The sequence below is a fragment of the Armatimonadota bacterium genome (assembly GCA_028871815.1).
In the GTDB taxonomy this organism is placed as follows: domain Bacteria; phylum Armatimonadota; class Chthonomonadetes; order Chthonomonadales; family Chthonomonadaceae; genus REEB205.
Genome location: JAGWMJ010000001.1, coordinates 470569 through 495667, shown reverse-complemented (window position 1 = coordinate 495667; position 25099 = coordinate 470569). Strand labels below are relative to the sequence as shown.

The 25099-nt window shown below is 62.2% G+C and carries 22 protein-coding genes; 18 read left to right on the top strand and 4 right to left on the bottom strand.

Going from position 1 to position 25099, the window contains the following annotated elements:
- Window positions 1–45: 45 nt before the first annotated feature.
- The gene (locus tag KGJ62_02035) at window positions 46–1449 is read right to left on the bottom strand and encodes a SpoIID/LytB domain-containing protein (protein ID MDE2125349.1); all 1404 of its coding nucleotides are present in this window, start codon (window positions 1447–1449) and stop codon (window positions 46–48) included.
- Between the two features lie 451 nt (window positions 1450–1900).
- On the opposite strand from KGJ62_02035, the gene KGJ62_02030 reads away from it, so the two are divergent.
- The 3 genes from KGJ62_02030 to KGJ62_02020 are packed head-to-tail and all read left to right on the top strand — an operon-like array spanning window position 1901 to window position 5088.
- Window positions 1901–2842 carry an ABC transporter ATP-binding protein gene (locus tag KGJ62_02030; GenBank protein MDE2125348.1) on the top strand — a complete coding sequence of 314 codons (942 nt, stop codon included), beginning with the start codon at window positions 1901–1903 and terminating at the stop codon, window positions 2840–2842.
- A gap of 1 nt (window position 2843) precedes the next feature.
- Window positions 2844–3611, top strand: a complete 768-nt coding sequence (locus KGJ62_02025) for an ABC transporter permease subunit (protein MDE2125347.1) — start codon at window positions 2844–2846, stop codon at window positions 3609–3611.
- A gap of 4 nt (window positions 3612–3615) precedes the next feature.
- Window positions 3616–5088: a hypothetical protein gene (locus KGJ62_02020; protein ID MDE2125346.1), complete on the top strand. Its 1473-nt coding sequence runs from the start codon at window positions 3616–3618 to the stop codon at window positions 5086–5088.
- Window positions 5089–5175: 87 nt separating this feature from the next.
- Here the strand turns inward: KGJ62_02020 and KGJ62_02015 are convergent, their stop codons facing one another.
- Entirely contained in the window at window positions 5176–5619 is a 444-nt protein-coding gene (locus KGJ62_02015) for a cyclic nucleotide-binding domain-containing protein (GenBank protein ID MDE2125345.1), read from the bottom strand.
- Window positions 5620–5808: 189 nt separating this feature from the next.
- Between KGJ62_02015 and KGJ62_02010 the strand changes: the two genes are divergently transcribed.
- A complete protein-coding gene (locus KGJ62_02010) occupies window positions 5809–7293 on the top strand; it encodes a hypothetical protein (GenBank protein MDE2125344.1) in 1485 nt (494 codons plus the stop codon).
- 14 nt (window positions 7294–7307) lie between these two features.
- Here KGJ62_02010 and KGJ62_02005 read toward each other — a convergent pair whose 3' ends face one another.
- Window positions 7308–8264 carry an aldo/keto reductase gene (locus KGJ62_02005; protein ID MDE2125343.1) on the bottom strand — a complete coding sequence of 319 codons (957 nt, stop codon included), beginning with the start codon at window positions 8262–8264 and terminating at the stop codon, window positions 7308–7310.
- A 65-nt stretch (window positions 8265–8329) separates the two neighbouring features.
- Complete coding sequence (locus KGJ62_02000; protein ID MDE2125342.1) at window positions 8330–8947, bottom strand: site-specific DNA-methyltransferase; 618 nt, start codon at window positions 8945–8947, stop codon at window positions 8330–8332.
- Between the two features lie 446 nt (window positions 8948–9393).
- Here KGJ62_02000 and KGJ62_01995 point away from each other — a divergent pair, with 446 nt between their 5' ends.
- The 14 genes from KGJ62_01995 to KGJ62_01930 all read left to right on the top strand — a co-directional run bounded on the left by KGJ62_01995 (window position 9394) and on the right by KGJ62_01930 (window position 24993).
- Window positions 9394–9885, top strand: a complete 492-nt coding sequence (locus KGJ62_01995) for a histidine phosphatase family protein (protein MDE2125341.1) — start codon at window positions 9394–9396, stop codon at window positions 9883–9885.
- A 391-nt stretch (window positions 9886–10276) separates the two neighbouring features.
- A complete protein-coding gene (ndhC, locus tag KGJ62_01990; GenBank protein MDE2125340.1) occupies window positions 10277–10822 on the top strand; it encodes an NADH-quinone oxidoreductase subunit A in 546 nt (181 codons plus the stop codon).
- Window positions 10823–10831: 9 nt separating this feature from the next.
- Window positions 10832–11485 (top strand): NADH-quinone oxidoreductase subunit C, encoded by a 654-nt coding sequence (locus KGJ62_01985; protein MDE2125339.1) that lies wholly within the window; start codon window positions 10832–10834, stop codon window positions 11483–11485.
- Complete coding sequence (locus KGJ62_01980; GenBank protein MDE2125338.1) at window positions 11482–12714, top strand: NADH-quinone oxidoreductase subunit D; 1233 nt, start codon at window positions 11482–11484, stop codon at window positions 12712–12714. The genes KGJ62_01985 and KGJ62_01980 overlap by 4 nt, the downstream gene beginning before the upstream one ends.
- A 31-nt stretch (window positions 12715–12745) precedes the next feature.
- Window positions 12746–13342, top strand: coding sequence for an NAD(P)H-dependent oxidoreductase subunit E (locus tag KGJ62_01975; GenBank protein ID MDE2125337.1), 597 nt, complete (start codon window positions 12746–12748; stop codon window positions 13340–13342).
- A 4-nt stretch (window positions 13343–13346) separates the two neighbouring features.
- Window positions 13347–14684, top strand: coding sequence for an NADH-quinone oxidoreductase subunit NuoF (gene nuoF, locus KGJ62_01970; protein ID MDE2125336.1), 1338 nt, complete (start codon window positions 13347–13349; stop codon window positions 14682–14684).
- Entirely contained in the window at window positions 14681–16906 is a 2226-nt protein-coding gene (gene nuoG / locus KGJ62_01965; protein ID MDE2125335.1) for an NADH-quinone oxidoreductase subunit NuoG, read from the top strand. The genes nuoF and nuoG overlap by 4 nt, the downstream gene beginning before the upstream one ends.
- Window position 16907: 1 nt before the next feature.
- Window positions 16908–18098 (top strand): NADH-quinone oxidoreductase subunit NuoH, encoded by a 1191-nt coding sequence (gene nuoH, locus KGJ62_01960; protein ID MDE2125334.1) that lies wholly within the window; start codon window positions 16908–16910, stop codon window positions 18096–18098.
- Window positions 18095–18628, top strand: coding sequence for an NADH-quinone oxidoreductase subunit J (locus KGJ62_01955; GenBank protein MDE2125333.1), 534 nt, complete (start codon window positions 18095–18097; stop codon window positions 18626–18628). Before nuoH ends, KGJ62_01955 begins: the two co-directional genes overlap by 4 nt.
- A complete protein-coding gene (gene nuoK, locus KGJ62_01950; GenBank protein MDE2125332.1) occupies window positions 18625–18927 on the top strand; it encodes an NADH-quinone oxidoreductase subunit NuoK in 303 nt (100 codons plus the stop codon). The genes KGJ62_01955 and nuoK overlap by 4 nt, the downstream gene beginning before the upstream one ends.
- Window positions 18928–18947: 20 nt before the next feature.
- Window positions 18948–21026 (top strand): NADH-quinone oxidoreductase subunit L, encoded by a 2079-nt coding sequence (nuoL, locus tag KGJ62_01945; protein MDE2125331.1) that lies wholly within the window; start codon window positions 18948–18950, stop codon window positions 21024–21026.
- A gap of 30 nt (window positions 21027–21056) precedes the next feature.
- Window positions 21057–23006: an NADH-quinone oxidoreductase subunit M gene (locus KGJ62_01940; GenBank protein ID MDE2125330.1), complete on the top strand. Its 1950-nt coding sequence runs from the start codon at window positions 21057–21059 to the stop codon at window positions 23004–23006.
- Complete coding sequence (locus tag KGJ62_01935) at window positions 23003–23482, top strand: hypothetical protein (protein MDE2125329.1); 480 nt, start codon at window positions 23003–23005, stop codon at window positions 23480–23482. Before KGJ62_01940 ends, KGJ62_01935 begins: the two co-directional genes overlap by 4 nt.
- Window positions 23479–24993: an NADH-quinone oxidoreductase subunit N gene (locus KGJ62_01930; protein MDE2125328.1), complete on the top strand. Its 1515-nt coding sequence runs from the start codon at window positions 23479–23481 to the stop codon at window positions 24991–24993. The genes KGJ62_01935 and KGJ62_01930 overlap by 4 nt, the downstream gene beginning before the upstream one ends.
- The last annotated feature ends 106 nt before the right edge of the window (window positions 24994–25099 follow it).

Below are 25099 nucleotides of genomic sequence, written 5' to 3'. Positions count from 1 at the left end.
TGCCTTTGACGGCCGGATTGATGCGCCGCCCGGCGCCAGGCACTCTCAGTCGGGTTTGCTGCCATCCTCGCGCGCCATCACCTCATTACGGCGCCGGAGCCGGCCAAAGCCGGGGTTGCGGTATGCAGCCGGTTCGGCCACCGCGGAGTCAATACCGGGTTCGCGGGTCAGCAAGGCGCCTGTGTAGTAGTGCGCCAGAATGGTCCGGTAGTTCTCGTGCGCCAACGGGCCGGCCAGGGCGATCGCGCCGGTCTGGCACAGACCAAGACCATGGCCATATCCGCGGCCGTCAAAGCGGAAGTCGCCGTCAGCGGTAGCGGTTACTTTGAAGAGCGTGCTCCGGAGTCGGCTGGCGCCGAGCGCTGCGCGAAGCTCGGTGCCCGTCAGAACCTCCTGCTCACCGTCGCCCGCGCCCTGAACATCCGCCGATTCGGGAACCATCGGCCCCGGGCAGGCGCCTCCCCCAATACCCTCCGGTCCATTCGGCGTGGGCCCGGAAGTACCACCACTCCAGCCGATTTCGATCGCGGTCGCACGTCCCGACACATCCTTCCGGATAACTCGAATATCGGTGATCGAACCGGTGTCGCCGCGCGCCAGCCCCGAGCGCGCCAGCGTGGTCGATAGTTGGTCGGCCGAAACCGCAAAGCTCCAGGGATCTTCGTCGCCGGCATCGGGATGCGCAGCGCCATCGGAGACCGAACGCAGGTAAGGCGCGCCGGGTCCGCCCGGCGCCGTGCGCCCACCACAGTTGGAGCTGAACATCGCCTCGATAGGCACGCCGTTATCGGTCAGAATCAGTCCGGCCGTCTGAAGAACGGCGCGGGTGGCGTGCGGAGTCTCCGCGGAGATACCGCCATACACCTGGCAGTCCACTCCGTCGGTTACGTCCCAATCTCCACGGGCATGCAGCATTCTGGCTGCCGCCCAGGTCCGGCAGGCCACAGCCTGCGCCTTCAACGCCTCAAGCGGCGCCGCGCCCATTTCGGCCGGTACAACCCCGCGGAGGTACGCTTCCATATCCACCGTGTTGATAGCGCGCAGTCGACCTCGCACGCAGTCGATGGTGATGCTGCCCCGGTACGCGCGGAGTGGTGCGCCGGCCACCCCTATCTGCACGGCGCCTCCGGCGCCGGAATGCAGCACCGCCTCGGCCACGGCAGAGCCGTGCGAAATCGGTCGGCCATCGGCATCTGTGCCGGTGACGCCGTCTCTGGATGCAGCAAGCGCAAGAGCGCCATGTTCCGCGCCAATCCCGCGTCCGGAAGCGTCGTACAGGTCGCAGATGCCGGCGTCAACCTGGAGAGAGTTCACGCCTGCAAATCGTCCGAGCAGCACACGCACTGAGCCTGGCGGCGGAGGAGCGCTGTGCCGCGACGCCAGAGCTGCGCCGGGCGCCAGGCACGTCAGCGCCGTCAACACAGCCCACAGATTCCTGTTGTTAAGCATTTCGAAAGCTCGCCTCGTGCCGCCGCCGCGCACCTTGCTCTCCATGCACGCGCCAACGGTTTGCCAAACTGTAGTTCGCGGGCAACGTTTTGCTCGCCGGCATCCGTACTACTACCGTGCCGGCGCTCGATCACCCACGTGTAGAGTGCCGCCAGGCACGCGGTTGCGCAATTTGACATCCCGGGAGCAGACGTGTATAATAGGCGACGGCATGCCGAAGGGGCCTGCCTGCGTTATCATGCCTCAAACTCAAAGTGCCGAAGCCTCATCCCGAGGTCGGCGCTGTTCCGGAACATCGCGCTGCAACCTGCAGCCGCGTTTTGCAAGCTTGTTCCGGCGGAACCGATTCCAGACCGAGCCGGCCCGTCATGGTTGCATGACAACGGGCTGCCGCGCCGTCTGACTACACCGACACGAGCCGCATCAACGCGGTAAGGAGGACGCCGGGTACATGTCTGCCGCCATCTCCATACAGGGCCTCACGAAGAAGTATCTGGACGTGTGGCAGAAGCAACAAATTGTTGCCGTCAACGATCTCAACCTGGAAGTGGACGAGGGTGAGATCTTCGGTTTCCTCGGCCGTAACGGCGCCGGGAAAACCACAACCATCAAAATGCTGCTGGGTCTCATCTTCCCGACATCAGGCGATGCCACCATTCTGGGCAAGCCTATGGGTGACAATGCCGTCAAGCAGGAGGTGGCCTACCTACCGGAAGAGACCTATTTCTACGACTCCATGACCGGGTGGGATCTGCTGGATTTCTACGGACGCCTCTTCCGTATCCCTGGCCCAGAACGCCGCGAACGCGTTCAAAAGGCGCTGGAAAAGGTACGGCTTCAGCCGGAAGCCTGGAAGCGGAGCGTCCGCGGCTACTCTAAAGGCATGCGGCAGCGCATCGGCATCGCCCAGGCGCTGATCAACGATCCTAAACTCCTGTTCCTGGATGAACCGACCTCCGGGCTCGATCCAATTGCACATGCCGAACTGCGCGATATTGTGGCCTCACTGCGCGAGGAGGGCAAAACGGTCTTCCTCTCCTCGCACCAGCTGGCCGACGTGGAGCTGATCTGTACGCGCGTGGCGATTATCCATCGCGGCAAACTCCTGAAGAGCGGCACCATCGGAGAACTTCTGGCCGGCGAGTTTACCGAAATTACGGTCCAATCGCCGGAACTGCGCAACGGTATGCTCGACAAGCTGAAACAGATCGCTCCGCGCGTTGAACCGGAAGGCGCCGACCGGGCGAAGGTCAGTACCGAAACCAGCGACAAAACAAGCGCGATTATCGACCTCGTGAGGAATGCAAAAGGACAAATACTCTCCGTCGTGCCGCATCGCCGCACGCTGGAGGATGTGTTTGTAGAGACCGTGCGCAAGGAGGATGGTATCTAATATGGTTGTCATTGCCATTGCTCAACAGACGGTGCGCGAAGCGATGCGCCGCCGCGTCATGTGGATCTTCCTCATCATCGGCGTATTCCTCATCGGCCTCGGCCCTGTCTTCGGATTCCTCAGCCCCAAGGACAGCCAGACCGTTCTCCGCAGCCTCGGGTTGGCCGCCATCCTGCTGGCCGGCCTCTTTATCACGATAGTAACCTGCATCTACCTGATACCCACCGAGATTGAGCGCCGCACGATCTACACCGTGCTCTCGAAACCGGTGCAGCGCTACGAATTTGTCTTTGGCAAATTCCTCGGTGGCTTCGCCGTGGTCTTCATCAACATCGTCTCGATGGGCATCGTCTTTCTGGCGCTCATATTCCTGCAGGAGAAGCGTCTTCCGCCGGAGATGATCCAGGGCGTGATGCTCACGTTCTTTCAGATGCTGCTGCTGGCCGCGCTCTCCATCTTCTTCTCCACGTTTGCAACGCCGGTCGTCAACTTCTTCATGTCGTTCGGCATCTTCCTGGTGGGCAACCTCAGCAGCGTGACCGATTCGCTGACCACCAACCGGAATCCTATCGCGCGTGGCGCCGGCAACATTCTCCACTTTATGCTGCCCAACTTCGGCAACTTCAACATTCAGAACTCGATCATCCATCCACAAATCGAAATCCAGAACGAGATGGTGTTCATCTGGCAGAACATCTTCTACGCCATCATCTATTCGGCAATTCTGCTGATACTGGCGGTGATCATCTTCGATCGGCGTGAGGTGTAGCGTTATGGAACGCCCACCCCGGCGACTGCCGGCAGTCACGCTCCAGAGGTCACGCATGATGGCGCCGGTTCTCGTGGCGCTGTTTGCCTGCACCATCTTCCTGCAGCACCGCGTTGACCCCACCGTCTACAAACTCCATCACGAAGAGCAGAGCGTAGGCCTGTGGGGTAACGGCCTGAACAACGAGTTTATGCTCTTGCCGCTTCTCGGCTTCCGCGAAGCCGCCGCCGGGCTGCTGTGGGTGCGTGCCGACCAGTTTTTTGATAGCGGTGATTACGACGCTATCCTGCCGCTCGTCCGCCTCATCACCTGGCTGGACCCCCATGATGAAAATGTGTACGTGACCGGAGCCTGGCACCTGGCCTACAACTTCACCGACTCCGAAGAGCGTTCGGACCGGCGCTACATCGCGCCGGCCATGGCGCTGCTGGACGAGGGCATACGCAACAACGAGACAATTCCAGACGTCAAGTTCGAAAAGGCTTGGCAGTGCTTTGACAAGGTGAAGGATTATGCCGAAGCTGAAAAGGACTTCAAGCTGGCAATCAACACCAAGCCATACCCGGGCAGCGCCGATGCGCCATACGGGGCGCCGCTCCACGATCTGCACGAGCTCGCACACGCCTATGAGCGCGAAGGCCGTATACCGGAAGCCCTGGATGAATGGAACCAATCGCTGGAGCGGAGCGCCGCGATGCTAAAGGTTACACCGACCGATACCGCGACGCAGCAGCTGAGAAAGGCCGAAGAGCATAACTACTCGATCAACCTGCAGCGGTACTACGACCGGTATACAACCATCAACCACGACCACGTGAACCCCACCAAATACCCGGCGGTATTCATGCCCGCGGTGGGCAGCCCCAAGCCATCACAGTGGGATGTCGACTTTCAGCCCCATATCGACGTGATCCGCCCAAAGGTGTTCCGCATTCACGGCCGCTTCAACACGGCGGATGGGTCACGCGTATGGGTGCGGATCGAGGATGCAGACTACAAACCCAAGGATATTCGCGGCCCGCTCAACACGTTCCAGGTGGATCCCAACCAGACGGTTCTGATCGACTCAATATCGGTGCGCAAGGCACGGTTTGATCGCGAGATGGATATGAGCCGTGATCCCAAGATGTACAGCTTTAGCGAGCCAACGTACAAGATCGTTCTCTGGTACGATGCGCGCGCATCCTCGCCCCACCTGCTCGACCGCTTCGGCTGGAGCGGTGAGGGCATGACCGACAACGATCCGCGCGATATCCGCATCGATTCTGATCCGGACCTCATGGGCACCAAATTCATCGATGGCGGCAGTGGCACTGGGCCGAACTGGGATGGCAAAACCATTCCATGGGGCGTTTTCGGGCAGCCCGATCGCCTGATCATGGTCACCTATCAGATCGATATGGCCCAGGTGAACGGCCTCAAGCCGATCACGGATGCAGACCGCATCCCCAATACCGACGGGACCAAGCTCAACTAGCCGCTTTCTGCGCGCTTGAAAGCAAAAGCCGGTTCGGGGCGAATTGCCCTGAACCGGCTTCTGCTTTTACTGCGGATTGCCGTAAAGCTAGTGGCGGCCGAGTCCGCCTTCCAGCTGCATGTTGTTCAAGCGGACGTGGTCGCACAGAACCCGCGTCAGGTTTCGCAGCATCGCCAGCTCGATGTTCGGATTATCATGCCACAGCTGGCGCAGGGCGGCGGCCGGTATCACGGCTACCGACGTCGTGCCGGCGCTCATCACGGTAGCCGATCTCGGACGCTCGTCTAAAAACGAGATCTCACCGATGACGCCGCCTGGGCCCACCTCTACAATGTTATCGCCGCTGAAGGTGTTGATGCGCGCGCCACCCGAGAGCACAATCATGAGGTCGAACGTCTTTTCAAACTGCCGCACGATGGTTGCGCCACCATCGAACTGGCGCACCTGGGAGATCGCAACGATCTGATCGATCTCGGCGGGCTCCAGCCCGTGCACAAAGTAACTGTTCTGTACGGCCTCTCGCAGATCCATCCTACCCTCCTCGTCGGCTCCGCACCGTTCACACTATTCACCGCAGGATACCGCTTCTCCTGTAATTCCCGCGACGATCGCTCGGAAAAGCATGCACAGCGCGCACCCGGCCAACACTTATTCCGTGGGATAGTGGCATACTCAACTTGCAAGGTCGCGGCGCTGTACGGCCGCCGGGGGCGCGTCGGGTTGGCAACAAATATCATCTCCGCAGACATGCTGCCGCAGGATGGCTCGCTATGGCTCAACACCGGCGGGCGACCGTGGCCCATATCGACAGAGTTCGTCTACCTGATCTGCTTCTGGTCGGCAGCGTCGGCGCACAGCATCGAGGCGCTGCAGCTGGCGCAGAGATTGGCCAACACGCATAGTGACAAGCCGATCGTAGTCATCGGCGTGCACCAGCCTCACTTCGATCCGAACCTCCAGCGCACGGCAGCGCTGGCTGCGTTGGCCCTGCGTGGTATCCGCTGCGCCGTGGTACTCGACGCGGAAGGCGAACTCCCGCAGATGTTCTCCGCTACGCAGAACGGCGCCATTGCCATAATCGGCCCGCGCCATAACCTGCTGGGCTGCCTTACCGCCAGTGACCCGGAAACGCTCGAATCGTTTGTGCTGCAAGCCGCGACGATAACCTCCACCGATCCGGCCACAAAGCCTCGACCGGTGCCGGAACCGCAGCCTCACGATGCCGATGCTCCCCTGGTTCAGCCAACGCGGCTGCTGCCGGACCTTGTGAACCGCCGCATCCTGATCGCCGATACCGGGAACCACCGTATTCTGGTGGCCACACCGACGGGAGTAGTGACCCAGCAGATTGGCTCCGGCGAGCCGGGGTTGCGTGATGGCGGTCACGGTTCCGCGCAGTTCCGTCTGCCGCAGGGTATGGCGCTGGCCGGTAACAGCCTGTTTGTGTGTGATACCGGCAACCACGTTATAAGGTGTGTCAGCCTGGTGGACAACTCGGTCTCCACCGTAGCCGGAATGGGCCGGCCGCTGCAGAACGGCGACAAAATCGCCGGAGCTCGTACGACACCGATCTCCTCGCCGTGGGATATCTGCTATCTCGCAGGCTCATTCTACATTGCAGCCGCCTCCTGCAACCAGATATGGAGATTCCGGCCCGGAGACGAAACGCTGCGCCCGGTAGCCGGATCCGGAGCCCGCGGACGGGACGACGGCCATGCGGTGGCAGCCAGCTTTGCGCAGCCCGCCGGAATCGCAACCGATGGCGAATGCCTTTATGTGATCGACAGCCGGTCCGGGTGCGTACGCCGCGTGACCATCGGAGTCGAGTGCTTCGTAAAGACCCTTGCCGGCGGTAACGTTGACGATTGGGGCGACCGGGACGGCGAGGGCGCTAGCGCGCGCTTTCAGAATCCGCAGGGCATCTGGTGCGACGAGGGCCAGGTACTGATCGCCGACACCTTCAACAACCGGATCAAGACGCTGGCGACCCAAAGTGGCGTGGTGGCGAATCTCGCCGGTGACGGGCTGCCCGGAAAGCTGGCCGGGCCCGCCGCGGAAGCCAGGTTCAATCAGCCCATCGGCGTCTCCGCCGGAGGCGGAAAGGTGTGGATTTGCGACAGCGGTAACGGGCGGATTCGCGTCCTCGATCTTCTGTCGCGAGAGGTAACCACCCTCCGTCTGGACGGCATCGCAGCCAGCGAGTAGCCATCCGCTGGCGGCTAAGGCACGGCATTGCCGCGCGCCGCAACCCACAGCCGGTACCAGTCCTCCCGGGTCATCTCCAACAGCGCTCCCTCCGCCGCCTCCCGGATATGGTCGGGATTGTTCGATCCCACCAGCGGAATTATGCCCGCAGGGTGCGCAAGCAGCCATGCAACCGAGAGTTGGACCGGAGTAGCACCGCCATACTTCGGCGAAAGCTCGGCCGCGGTTGCAAGCACCGCCTTGATCCGTTCTGCCTGATGATGGTCGGTTGGTACATCGCGCCGGCCGGTAAGCCAACCGCGACCAACCGGACTGTATGCCAGCGGCGTTATGCGCTCACCCATGCACTGATCCAGCACGCCGTCGCCGCCACCGCCCGCGGCGCCCTCGTAGATCGGCGCGAGCCGGAGAAGCGATATCTCAATCTGGTTCGACACGATCGGCCGCTTCAGGTACTTCTGCAAGGCACGTGTCTGTTCGGGATAGTAGTTGGAGATCCCGATCAGGTCGACGAGGCCCTCATCCACCAACGCATCCATTGCACGGGCAGCTTCCGCCGGGTGCGTAAACGGGTCGGGCCGGTGCAGCTGGTAGAGATCGGCGTGCTCGATTCCCAGGCGATCCAGTGAGCCGCGAATGCTGGAGCGGATATAACCCTCGTCGTGCTCGTAAAAGCCTCTGCGGATGCCGACCTTGGTGGCAATAAAGATCTCGCGACGGATGCCTGGCGCGGATGCCAGGCAATGCCTGAAAATGCTTTCGCAGGCTGTGGACCCATAGATATCGGCGTGGTCAAACAGCGTGATGCCACACTCCACCGCCGTTGTGAACGCCGCAACGGCGCGACGGATGTGCTCAGGCCCCACCTCCGACGGATCCCATGTGCCGGCCAGCCCCATACACCCAAGTCCAATGCAGCTCACCCGCCGTCCACTGCCACCCAACTCTCGAAGTGGAAGCGTGTTGCTCATGATGGTTCTCCCCCTCGGTAACCACACGGGCCGCCGCCTATGCCGACCCGAACGCCGAGCGTGAATCAGCCCAGGATGTCGCAGCCCAGAAACTCACGCCCGGCCGCCCTGGCCGCAGTCATCACCGAAAAGCCGCCGGCGGCCGGGTCTACAACCAGCTCACCCGGACTTGTCACCGCTTCAATAAGGCGCTGCTGCAGACGGAGCGGCTTGGCGTGTGTGTGGCGCCCAACCCCGGTTTGCGAGCGCTCGGGCCATACATCGGCTATGTCGTGAACCTGCCACACGCCCTTGGCTCGCAGGGGCGGGAGCTGGAAGATCACCAGGTGTTCGCATCGGCGGCGCGTGCGGTAGCCCATACCCATCCGCAACTTATCCCACGTGACCATGTCGACCGCGTGCAGCGGGGTGCCTGCCGTCAGTGCCGTGACGCCGGAACACAGGATGTACTTATCCACCCATAACATCAGGTGGCCGCCAGGCACCAGCACTCGGACGATCTCCGCGATGAACGCCTTGATACACTCCGTCTCCATCTGTGGCAGTTCCGCGCGTTTCCGTCCGCGGGCGTCTCCCTCATTCCCGTACGCCTGCCGATCCAGAACGCTTCGGTACTGGGGGTCAAACATCACCAGCGGGACCGAGGAAACCGGCAAGTGACCGAGCAAAACCAGACCGTCCATCCGGTTTCGAGCGTTGAACAGGGGCCCGTCGATGTTCGGAAGTGGAATGCCCGCTGCACGCGTGTGTGCGAACACGCTGGCGCCGCGCGGCCCTTCGCCGGCCGCAGGCCGGGCTGCCTGATGCCGAGAACTCCCCTCCGCCGTCACAGTTTTAATAGCGCCGATAGCGTCCAGCGATTGGCTCCTAATGGTTGCGGCGGCTGAGACGCGCACCACCGCGGGCAGCCACTTATGAATACAACGTGGGCCGCTCGATCACCTCCATCCGCGGCTCGTCATCCGTGGAGGCTGGACGCCGCCTGGAAGGTCAGGCGGCCGCTGTCTTGCCGGCGCTTAGCCGCGACCATCGGCTTCGCTGCACGCCGGTTCAAGAGGGGTGACATAGCCCGCCAGGTCCGGCATCGGTGTGCATAACAGCCACACCGAGTCGTCATACTGTTTCAATTATGCAAATCTATCTGCTCCGCCACGGTATTGCCGAGGATGCCGGCCCAAACCGTCTCGATACGGACCGCCGTCTCACGCAGGAAGGTGTTGCGCGTATGCGCCTGGAAGCTGAAGGCATGGCGCGAGCCGGCATCCGGCCGGAGATCATTCTCTCCAGCCCGAAGGCGCGAGCGTGGGAAACTGCAGCCATCACGGCAGAAACCCTGGAAATAACCGACAGGCTCCAGCGCGATTCCCGCCTTGCGGACGGCCCCGGCTTGCAGGAGATGCGGGAGATCGCGATGGAGTTTGGCAACTGCGACTCGATCATGCTTGTCGGGCACCAACCGTACCTCAGTCTCCTCGCGGGCATACTGGTTGGCTCGGCGCATGTGGAGGTCAAAAAGGGCGGTCTGGTTCGTGTCGATTGCGCCGAGGCGCAGCACGGCTCAGGCGTGTTGACGATGCTCCTGCCGCCAGGGATTCTCGCCCGGCTGGGTCAAAACGCGTAGGGGAAGGCACGCCTCACGTAAGGATCTGACTCCCTGCACCGCTTGCCGCCGGTAAGAACCTGACCCTCGCAGGGCGCGGAAATCCTGCCATACATACCCGCCCCGTGCCCATGGTACAAGGGGGAACGCTCCCGAAACCTCACCCGGTTCGTTGGCCTTCGGCCGGACTGTTACCTGAAGCGCGACGTAACGTCGGCCGGCCTTGCGGCGCGGCCATGCCGGCAGTTCTCTGCCCGGGATAAATCGGGTACAATCTGCGCGCCGGGCATCTCGTTGACCAAGTTCGTGATAAACTTCACAACTCGTCGGCCCACAGCGCCCGGTCGCCGAATTCATCGGAAGCCCCGTTGGGTTTGACCCGCGCATAACACGCAGCGAATGCATTTGCCAGATGCTTAACGCCTACATCCCCATCCTGGTTATGCTGGTGGCCGCGGCCATCATTTCAGGCGGCATGGTTGCAGCGTCGTTCGTGCTCGGTCCCCACAAACCATCGCGATACAAAGAACAGGCATACGAGTGCGGCATGACCCCGGTGGGCACCGCTCGCGACCGGTTCCCGGTGAAGTTCTACCTGGTTGCGATGCTCTTCATCATCTTCGACATCGAAACGGTGTTCCTCTATCCCTGGGCGGTAACCTACCGCTCACTGCCGTACGCGGTGAAGCTTTTCGAGTTTGCTGAGGTTGGCGTCTTCGTTGCGATCCTTTTCGTTGGCTACTTCTACATCCTGGGAAAAGGCGCGCTCGATTGGGATGACAGCCAGATGGCCGTCCCCGAAACCGCGGCCCGAGCCGATGCGTTGGATCGTAGGCCGCCGCTGCGATTCGGCAACGAGAACTCCGGTCCCGTCGAACTCCAGGGGGTACCGGTCGGCTCTCGCACACTGCAGTACGGCGCTGCGGCACAGGAAGAGTATCAGAAGCACTCGGCCTGAAAACAGAACATGGTACAGCAGCCAGCGCCCCCACCGCCCGAAACCGAGCGGATCGAAATCCAGAAGCTCAAGGAGCGGTTCGGCGCTGCCGTTGTGGAGGCGCAGACCTTCCGTGGCGACGCTCACGTTACCGTAGAGCGCCAGTCGATCGTTGAGGTATGCAGGTTCCTCCGCGACGACTCCGCCCTGCAGTTCAACTTCTTCTCAGAATGCCTCGGCGTCGACTACCTGGGTAAGAAGACCGGGTACCGGTTCGAGGTGGTCTACAACCTCTATTCCCTACCCTGCACACGCGACGGCGCGCCGTGGGGTCGCAACGCACGTCTGTTCGTTAAAATCCGCATTCCGGAAGACGACATCACGGCGCCAAGCGTTACCGGCGTCTACCCGGCGGCGGGGTTTCCGGAGCGCGAGATCTTCGATATGTTCGGCATCCGGTTCACGGGCAACCCGGATTTGCGCCGCATTCTGATGTCGGATGATTGGATCGGGCATCCACAGCGCAAGGACTATCCGCTCGGCGGAGAGCGCGTGCAGTTCCCTGGCGGCACGCTGGGGCCGGCCGTCTCCGAGACCGCGGTACAGCATCCCGGCGCCTCGTATTTCGGGAGAACCGGCGACGTGCAGGGTGAAGCATCCCCGCACTCACAGGTGGGTCCATGACGGCCAATCCCGAAGCCGGCCTCAATGCGGAGCTCGCTGGACCGCTGCAGGTGGAATCCATCGACGGCCAAACGATGGTTGTCAACATGGGGCCGCAGCACCCAAGCACGCACGGTGTGCTCCGTCTGGTGCTTGAAATGGATGGCGAGATCATTGTCCGCGCCACGCCCCACATGGGTTTTGTACATACCGGCATTGAAAAGGAGTTTGAGTACCAGACCTACGTGAAGGGTGTTACGCTCACCGACCGCATCGACTACGTTGCTTCGCTGTTGGAAAATGCTGCCTGGTCGCTGAGCGTCGAGAAGCTGCTGGATGTTGAGCCGCCGCCACGCGGACAGACCCTGCGCGTGATGCTTATGGAGCTGGAGCGGATGGCCAGCCATCTGGTGTGGCTAGGCACGCACTGCCTCGACCTGGGCGCGATGACGGTCTTCTTCTACGCGTTTCAGCAGCGCGAAAAGATCCTGGACCTGAAGGAGATGATGGCTGGGGTACGCATGATGACCTCCTGGATTGTGCCGGGTGGATTGCGCGGCGACGCACCGGAAGGCTGGTTTGAACGGGCGAAGGAGTTTGTTGACAACTACCCCAAAGCGCACGAGGAGATTGAGAACCTGCTGAGCGCCAACCCGATCTTCCGCGAGCGTACCCAGGGAGTGGGAACCATATCGGTGGAGGAGTGCCTCTCGTGGGGGGTATCCGGTCCGGTTCTGCGCGCCGCCGGCGTTGAGCACGACCTTCGGAAGGCGCAGCCCTACAGCGGTTACGAGAACTTCAACTTTTACGTGCCCACGGGCAAGTACAGCGACGTGTTTGACCGGTACGCCGTCCGCATGGCAGAGCTGCTGCAGAGCCGCGAGATCATCAAGCAGTGCATCCAGCAGATGCCCGATGGCCCGGTGAACGTGGAAGATCGCAAAATCACGCCTCCGCCGCGCGCAGCGCTCGATAACGATATGGAAGCGGTGATCCATCACTTCAAGCTGTGGACCGAGGGCGTTCATCCACCGGCCGGCGAGGTGTATGTACCCATCGAGTCGGGCAAGGGCGAAATGGGCTTTTACATTGTGAGCGATGGCACAAACCAGCCGTGGCGAGCCCATCAGAGGCCCGCGTGCTTTATGAACCTGCAGGCGCTCTCACGCCTCTGCGAAGGCCGGCTGATCGCCGACGTGGTGGCAATCATCGGCAGTATCGACATCATTCTGGGAGAGATCGATCGCTAGGTCCGCTCTCCGTAGTCCGTGACCAACAACCATGCAGAGTGAAGGCACAAATCCCGGGCTTTCCGCGCAGGCGCTTGCCGAGCTGGATGAAATCGCGTCGCACTATCCCGAGCGCAAGGCCGCGTGCCTGCCCGCACTCTGGATTGCGCAGCGGGAGTATGGCGGATATCTGCCGCCGGAAGCGCTGCAGGCAGTGGCGCAGGCGCTTGGGCTGCCTCAGGCTGAGGTGGAAGGTGTGGCGACGTTCTACACCATGTACAATCGCAGCATGCCCGGACGCCACCATCTGGAGGTTTGCACCTGCCTTACCTGCGCCGTTCAGGGCGCCTATGATGTGCTGCACAAGCTGGAGCACGAGCTGGGGGTGGCGCCCGGAGAGACGACTCAGGATGGCGCCTTCACGCTGTCTGAAGTCGAGTGTCTGGATTACTGCGGCGCTCCCACGGTGATGCAGGTGGGAGATCGGTACTTTACCAACCTCACCGAATACAACATCATGGCGGTTATCGACGAACTGCGCGGCAGCGAGCTCTACACACCTGCCCGTCTGGCTGATGCCATCGTGAAACTCCATACGCCCGGCAGCTCGCGCTCCGGCGGCGGCAGCTATCAGCCGCAGCCCGAATAATCTCATGCCCATCGTCAACCTGCTGTTTGCCAACCGCGAAACGCCCGGCATCGGGGAAATCGATGTCTACCTGGCAAATGGCGGCTATTCCGGCCTGCGCAAAGCCGTGACCATGGAGCGCCAGGCGGTGATCGATGAGGTGAAGGCCAGTGGACTTCGGGGGCGTGGCGGCGCCGGATTCCCAACATGGATTAAGTGGAACGGTCTGCCAAAGAGCTACGACAAGCCGCATTTTGTACTGTGCAACGCGGATGAAGGTGAGCCGGGAACCTACAAGGACCGTGAGTTGATGTTGAAGTGCGCTCACCAGATGGTGGAAGGCCTCATCATCGCCGGTTACGCCACGTTCAGCAAGGTTGGCTATGTGTACATCCGCAGTGAGTTTGTAGAGCCCGCATGGCAGGTCCGCAAGGCCATCGACCAGGCCTACGCAAAGGGCTTCCTTGGCCGCAACATTTTAGGCATCGAGGGCTTCGATTACGACCTGCACGTGCACATGGGCGCGGGCAGCTATGAGTGCGGTGAGGAATCGGCGCTGATGAGCAGCCTGATGGGCGAGCGCGGGCAGCCGCGCCTCAAGGCGCCGCACGGCCCGCTGCCCACCGTTGAGGGCGTTTGGCGCTCGCCGACACTGATCAACAACGTGGAGACCTTCAGCGCCGTACCCTGGATCATCGCACATGGTGGCGCGGAGTACGCAAAGTACGGCACCGAGCGGAGCAAAGGCACCAAGATCATTTCGGTGAGCGGGCATGTCGCAAAGCCGGCCAACTACGAAATTGAGATGGGCACGCCGCTCAGCGAATTGATGGATGCGGCCGGCGGTGTTACCGGCGGCCGCCTCAAGGCCGTCATCCCGGGTGGTTCATCGGTCCAGATACTTACCGCCGAGGATTGCGCGGGCGTGAACCTGGATTACGAAAGCTGCCAGGCCAACGGCACGCTGCTGGGATCGGGCGGGCTGATGGTTTTCAACGATCGTACCGACATCGTGATGCTGATGAAGCGCACATCGGAGTTCTATGCCCACGAGTCGTGCGGCAAGTGCACACCGTGCCGTGAAGGCACGCGCTGGCTGTACCGAATCCTCGACCGTATCGTTTCCGGCGGTGGGCGCCTGACCGACATCGACCTGCTGCTGGATGTGTGCTCCAATATCGACGGGCGCTCATACTGCGGGCTCGGCGATGCGGCGGCCTGGCCGATCGTCGGCGCCATCAAGGCATTCCGGAGCGAGTTTGAGTACTGGGTACGATATCACCGCTCGCCGGTTGGCCCAACGGCGCTTCCTCCGCAGCAGCACGCGGTGAACCCCGTCATGGCCGGAGCGGCCGCATCATGACGGAATACCGCCTTACCCTGACGGATCCGTCGCTCACCTGCGACGAATCGAAGATCGTCAATCTTCGTATCAACGGAACGGAAGTTCAGGCGCCGCGCGGGTTGAACATCGTTGAGGTTGCGCGTCGTATGGGGATCGACATCCCGTACTTTTGCTACCACCCTCGCCTGTCGAAGGGCGGCGCGGCCAACTGCCGGATGTGCCTGGTTGAGGTTTCATCCAAAGCGCCGGACGGCTCGATCCGCAAGATGCCCAAGCCTCAAGCCGCATGCACGCTCCCGGCCGATGAGGGAATGATCATCGAGACCGAGACGGAGGCGCTGAAAAAGGACCGGCGGGGAATACTTGAGTTTCTCCTGATAAACCATCCGCTCGATTGCCCGATCTGTGACCGCGGCGGCGAGTGTCCGCTCCAGAACAACACCCTCTTTTACGGCGCATCCGCAACGCGTTTCATCGAGGAGAAGCGACACTTTCACAAGGCAGTGCCGCTGGCGGAGCACGTGGTGTTCGATCGGGAGCGGTGCATCCACTGCGCGCGGTGTACCCGCTTTACGGAGGATATCAGCGGGGACGGTCAGCTGGCATTTCTGAAGCGCTCCGCGGATATGGAAGTCGGCGTCGTCAGTGGTTCCACTTACACGAGCCGATTCAGCGGGAACGTTATCGAACTATGCCCGGTGGGAGCGCTGCTCTCGCGAGATTACAGGTTCAAGGCGCGCCCCTGGGACCTGTTGACGCAGGCGTCGATCTGCTCACGATGCTCGAACGGCTGCAATATCAAGTTCGACTACCGCGTCAACGAGATCCAGCGCGTGAACGCGCGCGTCAACGAGGCCGTGAACGAAGAGTGGACGTGCGATCGAGGCAAGTTCGGGCACGATCACCTGACAGGCCCGGATCGGCTGAAGACGCCGTTGATGCGCCAGAATGGGGAGCTGGGCCCCGTGAGTTGGCAGGTGGCGTTTGATGCGCTTACGGAGCGGCTGAAGGCTGCGGGTCCGCGCGCAGGAGCGATCGGCGGAAGCCACCTAACGAACGAGGACGCATTTGTCTTCCAGCGCCTGTTCCGTGAGGCGGTTGGCAGTCCAAACGTCGATTCCCGGCTGGGCCGCTGGCAGGGAAGCGGCGCCGCCCCGCTGCTGAAGCGGCTGGGGTACCCGGCCATGGGCACATCCATCGCCGGGATGGAGCGAATGCGCTCGATTTTCGTCATCGGCGGCGATCTGGCGGATGAACAGCCGATCCTGTTCCTGCGGGTGCGGAAAGCATGGCGTTTTGGCGCTGCCTCCGTGATCTCCGCGGCGCCGGAGCGCGAAGGGGCGGATCCGGCACTGGATTTCGCTGAGATCGGATTGCGGTACCGTGAGGGAAGCGCTCTGGCGCTGCTCGGCGGCCTGTTGAACGCGATATTCGCGGCCGGACTTGCTGCCCCGAATGCGGGCCACCTGCGGGCCGAAGCGGAAGGATGGCCGGTGGAGCGCGCCGCTTCAGCTACCGGTCTGCCCGCCGAGGCATTCGCCAGGGCGGCGCGGGCCATAACGCAATCGACATGTGCCTTTATTGCTGGCGACGCCATCCGCGACAGCCGCGACTTCGCGGTGCTCGCCTCGGCGCTCGCGAGCCTGGCCGAGGCTACCGGCAACGGCGGAAACGTCAACATTCCGGTTGGTCAGGTCAATGCACAGGGCGCTGCCGATGTGGGAATGCTGCCCGACTGCCTGCCCGGGTACCAGCCGGCGCCTCAAAATGGCTTGACAACGCACGGCATGCTGGAGGCAGCGCGAGATGGAGGACTGGACCTGCTTTGGGTCGCCGGGGAGGACCTTGCCGCGCGGTATCACGACCGCGATCTCGCTTCGCAGGCATTGGAGACCTGCCCATTTGTGGTGGTCAGCGAACTGTTTTTGACGCAGACCGCCGCGCAGGCCGACCTGGTCATACCCGTGAGCAGCCCGGCTGAGAAGGATGGCACGTTTACCAACTGCGAGGGCCGGGTTCAGCGGCTGCGGTCCTGTTTTTCACTCTCACCCGACCTGCGGAGCGACTGGGTGGTTTTTGCACAGGCCGCCGGCCGCCTGGGTACGCCCTTTGAGTACATCTCAACCGGCGACGTTCTGAAGGGTATTGCGGCCTCCGCGCCGATGTTCGCGGATTTGAGCATGCCGGAGATCGATGCGGGCGGACAACTGCTGCGGTACAACCGGCCGGGTTCGAATTAATATGCAAAGCGCCCCGTTCATCATCTTTCCGGACCACCTGGGCGGCGTCTATGTGCCGGCGCTGCTTCCGTACATCGCCATCGTGTGCGTTATCGGGTTTATCCTCGGAATAGTACCGCTGCTGATCTGGATCGAGCGGGTGGTGATCGGTCTGATGCAGGATCGGCCGGGACCAAACCGCGTCGGACCGCGCGGGCTGTTGCAAACGGCCGCGGACGGGCTGAAGCTGTTCTTCAAGGAAGATCTCGTCCCGCGCAGCGCCGATCTCCGAATCTACTACCTGGCGCCGGTCATTACGATGATCCCCGCGCTGGCCGCCGGCGCCGTACTGCCCATTCAGCGGATCCAGTTCCGGGGGGTGTCGGGAGGCGTGTACTCGGTTCCGCTAATGACCGGTATGGTGAACATTGGCCTGCTCTACATCCTGGCAATGTCCTCTTTGCAGGTCTACGGAATCATCCTCGCGGGTTGGTCGTCCAACAACAAATACTCCCTGCTTGGCGGGCTCCGGGCCTCGGCGCAGCTGATCAGCTATGAGCTCCCGATGGGCCTCGCGCTGCTCGCTGTGGTGGTGGTCTGCGGCACCCTGCAGCTCGACAAGATCGTGGATGCCCAGTCGCTTCTGCCGTTTGGGCTGACGGGCCTGCCGCGCATTCTGCAGGGGAGCTTCCTCTCATGGAACTGGCTGCAGACCGGCATAGTTCCGGTGGTTCTGTATACCATTGCCATGGTAGCCGAAACGAACCGGGCGCCGTTTGACCTGCCGGAGGCAGAGTCCGAGTTGATCGCGGGCTTTCATACGGAATACTCCTCGATGAAGTTCGCCATGTTCTTTATGGGCGAATACGCCAGTATGTTGGTGGTGTGTACGCTGAATGCCGTGGTGTTCTGGGGCGGCTGGCTGCCGCCGCTCCATATCGCGCCACTTACGTGGATCCCGGGTTTTGTCTGGCTGCTGGCCAAGATCCTGGCGGGGATCCTGTTCTATGTATGGCTGCGGGCTACCCTGCCGCGCCTTCGGTACGACGCGCTGATGGGGCTGGGCTGGAAGCGGATGCTGCCGCTGGGTTTGGCGTGGCTGTTTCTGTTGGCGGGCTACGGCCTGGTACGCGAGGCGAAGGTATCTCCGCCAACAACGATCCAGAATGTCCAGAGCGCCCAGGTGGCGCCGGTGGGAGGTGCCCGCCCATGACCGCCAACGTCATCCTGTTCTGGATACTGGCGGTGGTATCCGTCGGTGCAGCGCTTACCATGGTGGCGTCGCGGAATCCGGTGCGCAGCGCGCTCATGCTGGTAATCACCTTCCTGGCGGTTGCGGTGCTGTATCTCACCCTGGCGGCGCAGTTTATTGCCGCGGTGCAGGTTGTGGTCTATGCCGGCGCTATCATGGTGCTCTTTCTCTTCGTGATCATGCTTCTCAATCTCGCCGCCCCTCAGGCGATGAAGGATCGTGGCAGCCTGCAGCCTATGGCCGCATTGGTGCTTGCTGCAATCTTTATTATCGTACTGGTGGCGTCGCAGTCGATCATCGCGGTGCCCAGGATTGCCGCGCTTGCAGGCGATCCGGGAGCATCCGGCACAGTACGGCACGTGGGTCTCGAACTGTTCAGCCCGACCGGGCCGTGGCTGTTCCCGTTCGAGCTGACGTCCCTGCTCCTGCTGGTGGCAGTTGTTGGCGCCATCATGCTGGCCAAGCGCCGGATGCCGGGAGGATCGGAGTGATACCAACAGCCAACTACCTGGTACTTTCCGCCATTCTTTTCGCCATCGGGGTGGTTGGCGTACTGGTGAAGCGGAACCCGATCGTGATATTCATGTGCATCGAATTGATGCTGAACGCCGCAAATCTTACATTCGTGGCGCTCGGGCATCATTTCGCCCGGATGAACGGGCAGATGTACGTCATTTTCTCGCTGGCCGTTGCTGCTGCAGAGGTCTCGGTAGGGCTTGGCATCATCGTGGCAATCTTCCGGACCAAGCAGACAATTAACATCGACGACATGAACGTGATGAAGAACTAGCGGCTCAGAACAAGGTGGCAATGCTCTCTTTCGCGTGGCTCATCGTTTCGCTGCCGTTGCTCGGCTTTTTGTTCTGCGCCGTGCTTGGCAGGCGTGCGGGGCGGACCGTCGTAGCGTGGTTTGCACCCGGAGTGGTGCTGGCAGCGTTCGCGATCTCCATTCCTGTTGCGCAGGCCGTTTGGGCGGCGCCGGGCCATCGCGCCATCGTCTCCATGCTTCCCTTCGGACCCGCCAATGTGCCGTGGCTCAGTCTGGGTCCACTGCGCGTGAACTTTGCAATGCTGCTGGATCCGCTTTCGCTCTTGATGATCTTCATTGTCACGGGCGTGGGCGGTCTCATCCACGTTTATGCCACGGGATACATGGCCCACGATCCCGAGCAGCCACGCTTCTTCACCTACTTCAACCTCTTCATCTTTATGATGTTGCTGCTGGTGACCGGGAGCAGTTTTCTACTGATGTTTGTAGGCTGGGAGGGTGTGGGCACATGCTCCTACCTGCTCATCAGCTTCTGGTACGTCGATCGGAACAACGCACGCGCAGGCAACAAGGCGTTCATCGTAAACCGCGTGGGAGATGTTGGGTTTACGCTGGGCATCCTGGCGGTCTGGAGCCTCTTCGGCACACTGGACTTTGCAACGCCGAACCACCATGGAGTGATGGACCTGGCGCGAGCGCACGTTGACGCACTGGGGCATCCGCTGGCTGCCGGGGCACTCACCCTGGTCTGCGTGCTGCTGCTTATTGGAGCTCTTGGCAAATCGGCCCAGATTCCGCTCTGGATCTGGCTTCCTGATGCCATGGCAGGTCCGACGCCGGTTTCGGCATTGATTCACGCCGCAACGATGGTCACCGCCGGCGTGGTGATGATCAGCCGCTGCTCCTGGCTCTTTGTGCAGGCGCCCGCCGCCATGCAGATTGTCGGTTGGATCGGGCTTGCCACGGCGGTGCTGGGCGCCACAATCGGATTGGTGCAGAACGACATCAAGAAGGTGCTCGCCTACTCCACGATATCGCAGCTCGGTTACATGTTTTTGGCGTGCGGGGTCGGCAACTTTGCCGGCGCACTGTTCCATGTAACCACGCACGCCTTCTTCAAGGCGCTTCTCTTCCTTGGCGCTGGAGCGGTGATTCATTCGATGCACGGCGAGCAGGATATGCGGAAGATGGGCGGCCTGAAGAAGCGGTTGGTGAGCGTGTGGGCCGTGATGTTTGTCGGCACATACGCCATAGCGGGATTCCCGATTCTCTCCGGCTTTTGGAGCAAGGACATGATCCTGGATAGCGCGCTCCGAAGCCCGTGGGGCAGCGGAGTGGTTCTGTACGTGGTGGGCCTTGGCACGGCGCTCATGACGGCGTTTTACATGAACCGGCTGATGTGGAAGACGTTTTACACCGAGCCGCGTTTTGAGGACGGGGCACTCGTAGAACACGACCACGCAAACCGGCTCGTGCTGGAAGGCACGGAAGCTCACCACGCGGAGGCCCACGGCACCGGACACGTTCATACCCCGCCAGCCTCAATGATGTGGCCGCTCTACATTCTCGCCACGCTCTCGGTAGTCGGCGGCCTGGCGCTTGGACCAACCGGCATTCTGCAGCGATTTCTGGCGCCCAGCCTTGCTCCGCTCGACGCCGGCCCGCTGCGGGCAGCGCCGGAGGTTCTGCCCGGCGCGCTCACGGGATATATCATCTCTAGCATTGTGGCCATCGCCGGCCTGGCCATTGCAGCCATGCTGTACCAACGTAATCGGGCCTCCGGTCAGCTGGTTCCTGCGGACCAGGAGGACGCATGGGCGGTCAAGCCGACGGGGATCGGTGTGGTGTACGCCTTTCTGTTCAATCGCTGGTATTGGGACGCGCTCTACAACGCAATCTTCATCACGGCGGGCGGCTGGTTTGCCCGCAACATCCTCTGGAAAACCGTGGATGTGGAGATGATCGACGGTACGGTGAATGGAGCGGCGCGCGGAGTGAAAGGCATCAGTCGGCTCATCGGCAAGGTGCAGACCGGCTATGTTCGCAACTACGCGCTGGAGATGATGATGGGCATGGTAGCGCTGCTGGTGAGCTTCCTGGTGCTCTGGTATCGCCTGTAGGCACGCGCAGCCACCGGGCATGAGGTATCGATGACGCAGTCGGCCATACCGAATCTACTTTCGCTCCTCACCTTCCTACCGCTCATCGGCGCGGTGGTGGTGATGCTGATGCCGCGTCCGCGCGATCTTCCGGTGATCCACGATCCGGATGCCGAGCCGCACGCGCCCGCTGTACCGGACGACCCCAATCGCAGCATCGTAAACGCGGTGGCGCTCCTCTTCTCGGTACTCACTCTGTTCCTGTCGATTGCACTGCTGGCTGCATACCGAAGCCACGCCATGAACAGCGTGATCGGCAACATGCAGTTCCTGGAAGACGTCAAGTGGTTCCACGTCGGCTCGATCGACGTGCACTACCGTATGGGCGTGGATGGCGTCAGCGTGATGCTCATCCTGCTTACCACCTTCCTCTCCACGCTCTGCATCATCCACTCCTTCACCGTAAAGGCGCGGCTCAAGGAGTTCATGTGCTTCCTGCTGCTGCTGGAAGCGGCCATGCTGGGCGTCTTCTGCGCCCTCGACCTGGTGCTTTTCTACGTGTTCTGGGAAGCGATGCTGGTGCCGATGTACTTCCTCATCGGTATCTTTGGCCACGAGCGCCGCGTCTACGCCGCCATCAAGTTCTTTATCTTCACGTTCGCGGGAAGCGTGCTGATGCTTGTGGCCATCGTGGCGCTGTACCACGCATCGGGAACGCTGAATGTGCTTGCGCTCACCAGCGTACGCGCCACAGGCTCGCACAACCTGGCCGCGTTTGCCATGGCGCATCCGCAGGGGATGCTGATGATGTTTGGCGCCTTTGCCCTGGCCTTCATGATCAAGGTGCCGATGTTCCCGCTCCACACCTGGCTGCCGGACGCACACGTTGAGGCGCCAACCGCCGGCAGCGTGATTCTGGCCGGCGTCATGCTCAAGATGGGCACCTACGGGTTTATCCGATTCTGCTTGCCGATCTTCCCGGAACAGGCCCGGCAAGCCGCCCCGATCTTCATCGTACTGGCGATTATCGGTATCATCTACGGCTCGCTTGTATCCGCGGTTCAAACCGACGCCAAGAAGTTGGTCGCATACTCCAGCGTGGCTCACCTCGGCTATGTGATGTTGGGGATATTTACCTTCACGCGCATCGGCATGATGGGCGCACTGGTACAGAACATCAATCACGGCATCTCAACGCCGATGCTGTTCTTCATTGTCGGGATGATGTACGAAAGGCGCGGGACGAGACAGATATCGGAGTTTGGGGGCCTCAAGATGATCGCCCCGGGGCTCGCCACGATGCTGCTCATCGCAACATTGGCCAGTGTTGCCGTACCCTTCTTCAACGGGTTCGTGGGCGAGTTCCCGGTGCTGCTCGGCAGCTGGAGCTCCACCACCACGGGGCATTGGGCCACCGCACTGGCGGCCTCAGGCATGGTCTTCTCGGCGATCTATATGCTCTGGTGGTTTCAGCGCCTCATGCTCGGACCCGTCACACGCCCGCTCAACTTGAAGTTCCCGGACTTGACGCGCAATGAATGGCTGGTGCTTACGCCGCTGGCCGTGGTGATCTTCTGGTTCGGCCTCGGCTCCAGTTTCTGGACGCAGAAGATGAACACCACCGTTACCTATCTGCTCCGCGGCGCCGGCGCCGAAGATACCGACTTGCCGGCGGTACGCCTCTACAACGCGGTATTTGACCGCCAATCGTTGCGGCGCACGCACGCATCTCCGTCGGAGGAGCGTTCCACGCTGGCATGGCTTGACAGTGGCGTAGACCAGCGGTCCGTGCTTCGCGGAATCAATCCCGCCACGCGACCGCTTGCTGCCGGCGGCACATCGCCTGCGCCGGGCAGGCCGGCCGCGGGCGGAAACGCCGCTGGGCCGGCGCGTCGAGCGTCGCCATCCCAGGGCGCCACCGGAGCGCCTCCCTCTGCGCCACCGGGTCCATCCGCCGGACCTGGCCATGGCGGACCTCGCATAACAGGAGCAAGCCGATGATGCCCAACCTAACCCACCCATCCAGCCGCGCGCTCGGCGCCGGGCGTACCGCAGCTACGGGATTCCTGGTGTGCGCTGCGTGCCTTGCCATCGGCGCGTGCAGCAGCAAGCCTGCCGCGCCTCCGGCGGCGCCGGTGCACCACGGACCGCGGCCTATGCCGCCAGGCGCCGGGCTGCATCCCGGCCAACTCCTTCCAAACGGCAAACGCGTCACGCTGCCGCAAGCGGCCGGTGGCGGACCGCCGCGCAAGCCGGGCGCCACAGGACGCAAACGGCCTCCCATGCCGGGCAACGCAGGAGTACGGCCCGGCGCGGTGATGCCTAACGGCAAACGCTTTACCCTCCCGCGCGCCGCCGGCGCGGGGAGTGGCTCCGGCAAACCAGGCTTTATGGGCGCTGTGCCCGGACAGGCGGGGAGGACGGGCAGCAAACCACCAGCCGGAGCGCCGGCCGCGAGCGGAACATCCGGCCAGTGATCCTCTCCAACGCTGGCAGCATGCATGCACTTTTGCCGGTCATCGTGGTAGCGGTTACCGGCATGGTGGTACTGCTGGGTGATGCCTGCATCGGGTTTTGGCGCCGCCAGGGCTGGATCTCCGGCGTGCTTTCGGTGCTGGGCGTGGCCGTGGCAGCCGCCATCTCGCTCGGCCATATGGATGACATCGGCTGGCAGCCGACGCTGGCGTTCAACGGGTCGCTGAACGTCGATTCTTTCGCCACGGCATGCGGATTGGTGCTGCTGCTGGCCGCCGCGGTCGCAGTGCTGCTGGGCATGACCTATCTGCAAAACCGCGGCATCAACCACGGCGAGTACCATGCGCTGGTGCTCTTCGCAACGTGTGGCGGCATGATCATGGCAAGCGCCAACGATCTGATCACGCTGTTCATTGCCGTGGAGATCCTTTCGGTTGCATTCTATGTGCTGGCCGGTTTCGATACCGCCAACCCGCGCAGTGACGAAGCAGCGCTCAAGTACTTCTTGCTCGGGGCATTCGCCTCCGGCTTTCTGCTCTACGGCATCGCGCTCATCTACGGCGGCTCGTCGAGCCAGGCAACGCCTGGAACGACCAACCTCACGCACCTGGCCACCGCACTCCATGTGGAGCATCCCTCCGGCATGCTTGTGGCGGGCCTTGCGCTCTTGCTGGTGGGCCTTGGCTTCAAGGCCGCGCTGGTGCCGTTCCATGCATGGGCGCCGGATGTGTACGAAGGCGCGCCAACCTCCGCGGCTGCCTTCATGGCATGCGCGGCCAAGGTAGCGGCATTTGCGGCCATCCTGCGCGTACTGAACGCGTTTGTAACGCTTTCGGAGTTCTGGCTGACGGCCATTCAGGTGATGGCGGTCCTCTCGATGTTTGGCGGCAACCTGTGGGCGATTGCTCAGCAGAATGTGAAACGGATGCTGGCCTACTCGTCGATCGCGCACGCCGGCTACCTCCTGGTGGCTGTCAGCGCGGCGGGCGTTGCCGGCTCCAGGCTGACACACAATGCCGCCATGGGCGCAGCCATCTTCTACCTGCTGGCCTATACCCTGATGACCCTCGGCGCGTTTGGCGTTCTGGTATGGCTCACGCGGCGCGGACACGACGTCCAGACGCTGGATGACGTGCGCGGGCTGGCCAAACGCGATCCCCTTCCGGCCTACGTAATGCTCATCTTTATGCTCTCATTGGGCGGCATTCCGCCTACGATGGGATTCATGGGCAAGTGGTTCATCTTTTATGCCGCGCTGCAGGCCGGCCAGTTGTGGCTGGCAATCTGCCTTGCCGTGGCCAGTATCTTCTCCATCTACTACTACCTTCGGGTGGTGTGGGTGATGTGCTTCCAGGAGCCTGCCGAAGGCGCCACGGAGCCGACCCGCAGACGCTGGGAAGGCGGCGCGGCGCTCTCCATGGCTTCCACCGCGGCGGGCACCCTCCTGTTCGGCGTGCTGCCGGGCCTGGCTCAAGGGCTTATGGCCGCTGCCGCCAGCATTATTCGCCCGTGATTGGGTTGGCGCTCCACCTCGGTCGGCAGAATGTGGTCAAGCAGGTTACAATAGAGTTGCTGTGCGCGTTGCGCCGGCGCCCGTCGATTTCACTTATGGTAAACCG

What these genes read in the sequence shown, in the direction of transcription:
- nuoG (MDE2125335.1), top strand. Translation starts at nt 14,681, where the DNA reads ATGACGGAATACCGCCTTACCCTGACGGATCCGTCGCTCACCTGCGAC.
- KGJ62_01985 (MDE2125339.1), top strand. Translation starts at nt 10,832, where the DNA reads ATGGTACAGCAGCCAGCGCCCCCACCGCCCGAAACCGAGCGGATCGAA.
- KGJ62_01955 (MDE2125333.1), top strand. Translation starts at nt 18,095, where the DNA reads ATGACCGCCAACGTCATCCTGTTCTGGATACTGGCGGTGGTATCCGTC.
- KGJ62_02005 (MDE2125343.1), bottom strand. Translation starts at nt 8,264, where the DNA reads ATGAGCAACACGCTTCCACTTCGAGAGTTGGGTGGCAGTGGACGGCGG.
- KGJ62_01935 (MDE2125329.1), top strand. Translation starts at nt 23,003, where the DNA reads ATGATGCCCAACCTAACCCACCCATCCAGCCGCGCGCTCGGCGCCGGG.
- KGJ62_02030 (MDE2125348.1), top strand. Translation starts at nt 1,901, where the DNA reads ATGTCTGCCGCCATCTCCATACAGGGCCTCACGAAGAAGTATCTGGAC.
- nuoF (MDE2125336.1), top strand. Translation starts at nt 13,347, where the DNA reads ATGCCCATCGTCAACCTGCTGTTTGCCAACCGCGAAACGCCCGGCATC.
- KGJ62_01975 (MDE2125337.1), top strand. Translation starts at nt 12,746, where the DNA reads ATGCAGAGTGAAGGCACAAATCCCGGGCTTTCCGCGCAGGCGCTTGCC.
- nuoL (MDE2125331.1), top strand. Translation starts at nt 18,948, where the DNA reads ATGCTCTCTTTCGCGTGGCTCATCGTTTCGCTGCCGTTGCTCGGCTTT.
- nuoH (MDE2125334.1), top strand. Translation starts at nt 16,908, where the DNA reads ATGCAAAGCGCCCCGTTCATCATCTTTCCGGACCACCTGGGCGGCGTC.
- KGJ62_01995 (MDE2125341.1), top strand. Translation starts at nt 9,394, where the DNA reads ATGCAAATCTATCTGCTCCGCCACGGTATTGCCGAGGATGCCGGCCCA.
- KGJ62_01940 (MDE2125330.1), top strand. Translation starts at nt 21,057, where the DNA reads ATGACGCAGTCGGCCATACCGAATCTACTTTCGCTCCTCACCTTCCTA.
- ndhC (MDE2125340.1), top strand. Translation starts at nt 10,277, where the DNA reads ATGCTTAACGCCTACATCCCCATCCTGGTTATGCTGGTGGCCGCGGCC.
- KGJ62_02025 (MDE2125347.1), top strand. Translation starts at nt 2,844, where the DNA reads ATGGTTGTCATTGCCATTGCTCAACAGACGGTGCGCGAAGCGATGCGC.
- KGJ62_02000 (MDE2125342.1), bottom strand. Translation starts at nt 8,947, where the DNA reads ATGGACGGTCTGGTTTTGCTCGGTCACTTGCCGGTTTCCTCGGTCCCG.
- KGJ62_02035 (MDE2125349.1), bottom strand. Translation starts at nt 1,449, where the DNA reads ATGCTTAACAACAGGAATCTGTGGGCTGTGTTGACGGCGCTGACGTGC.
- KGJ62_02015 (MDE2125345.1), bottom strand. Translation starts at nt 5,619, where the DNA reads ATGGATCTGCGAGAGGCCGTACAGAACAGTTACTTTGTGCACGGGCTG.
- KGJ62_01980 (MDE2125338.1), top strand. Translation starts at nt 11,482, where the DNA reads ATGACGGCCAATCCCGAAGCCGGCCTCAATGCGGAGCTCGCTGGACCG.
- KGJ62_02020 (MDE2125346.1), top strand. Translation starts at nt 3,616, where the DNA reads ATGGAACGCCCACCCCGGCGACTGCCGGCAGTCACGCTCCAGAGGTCA.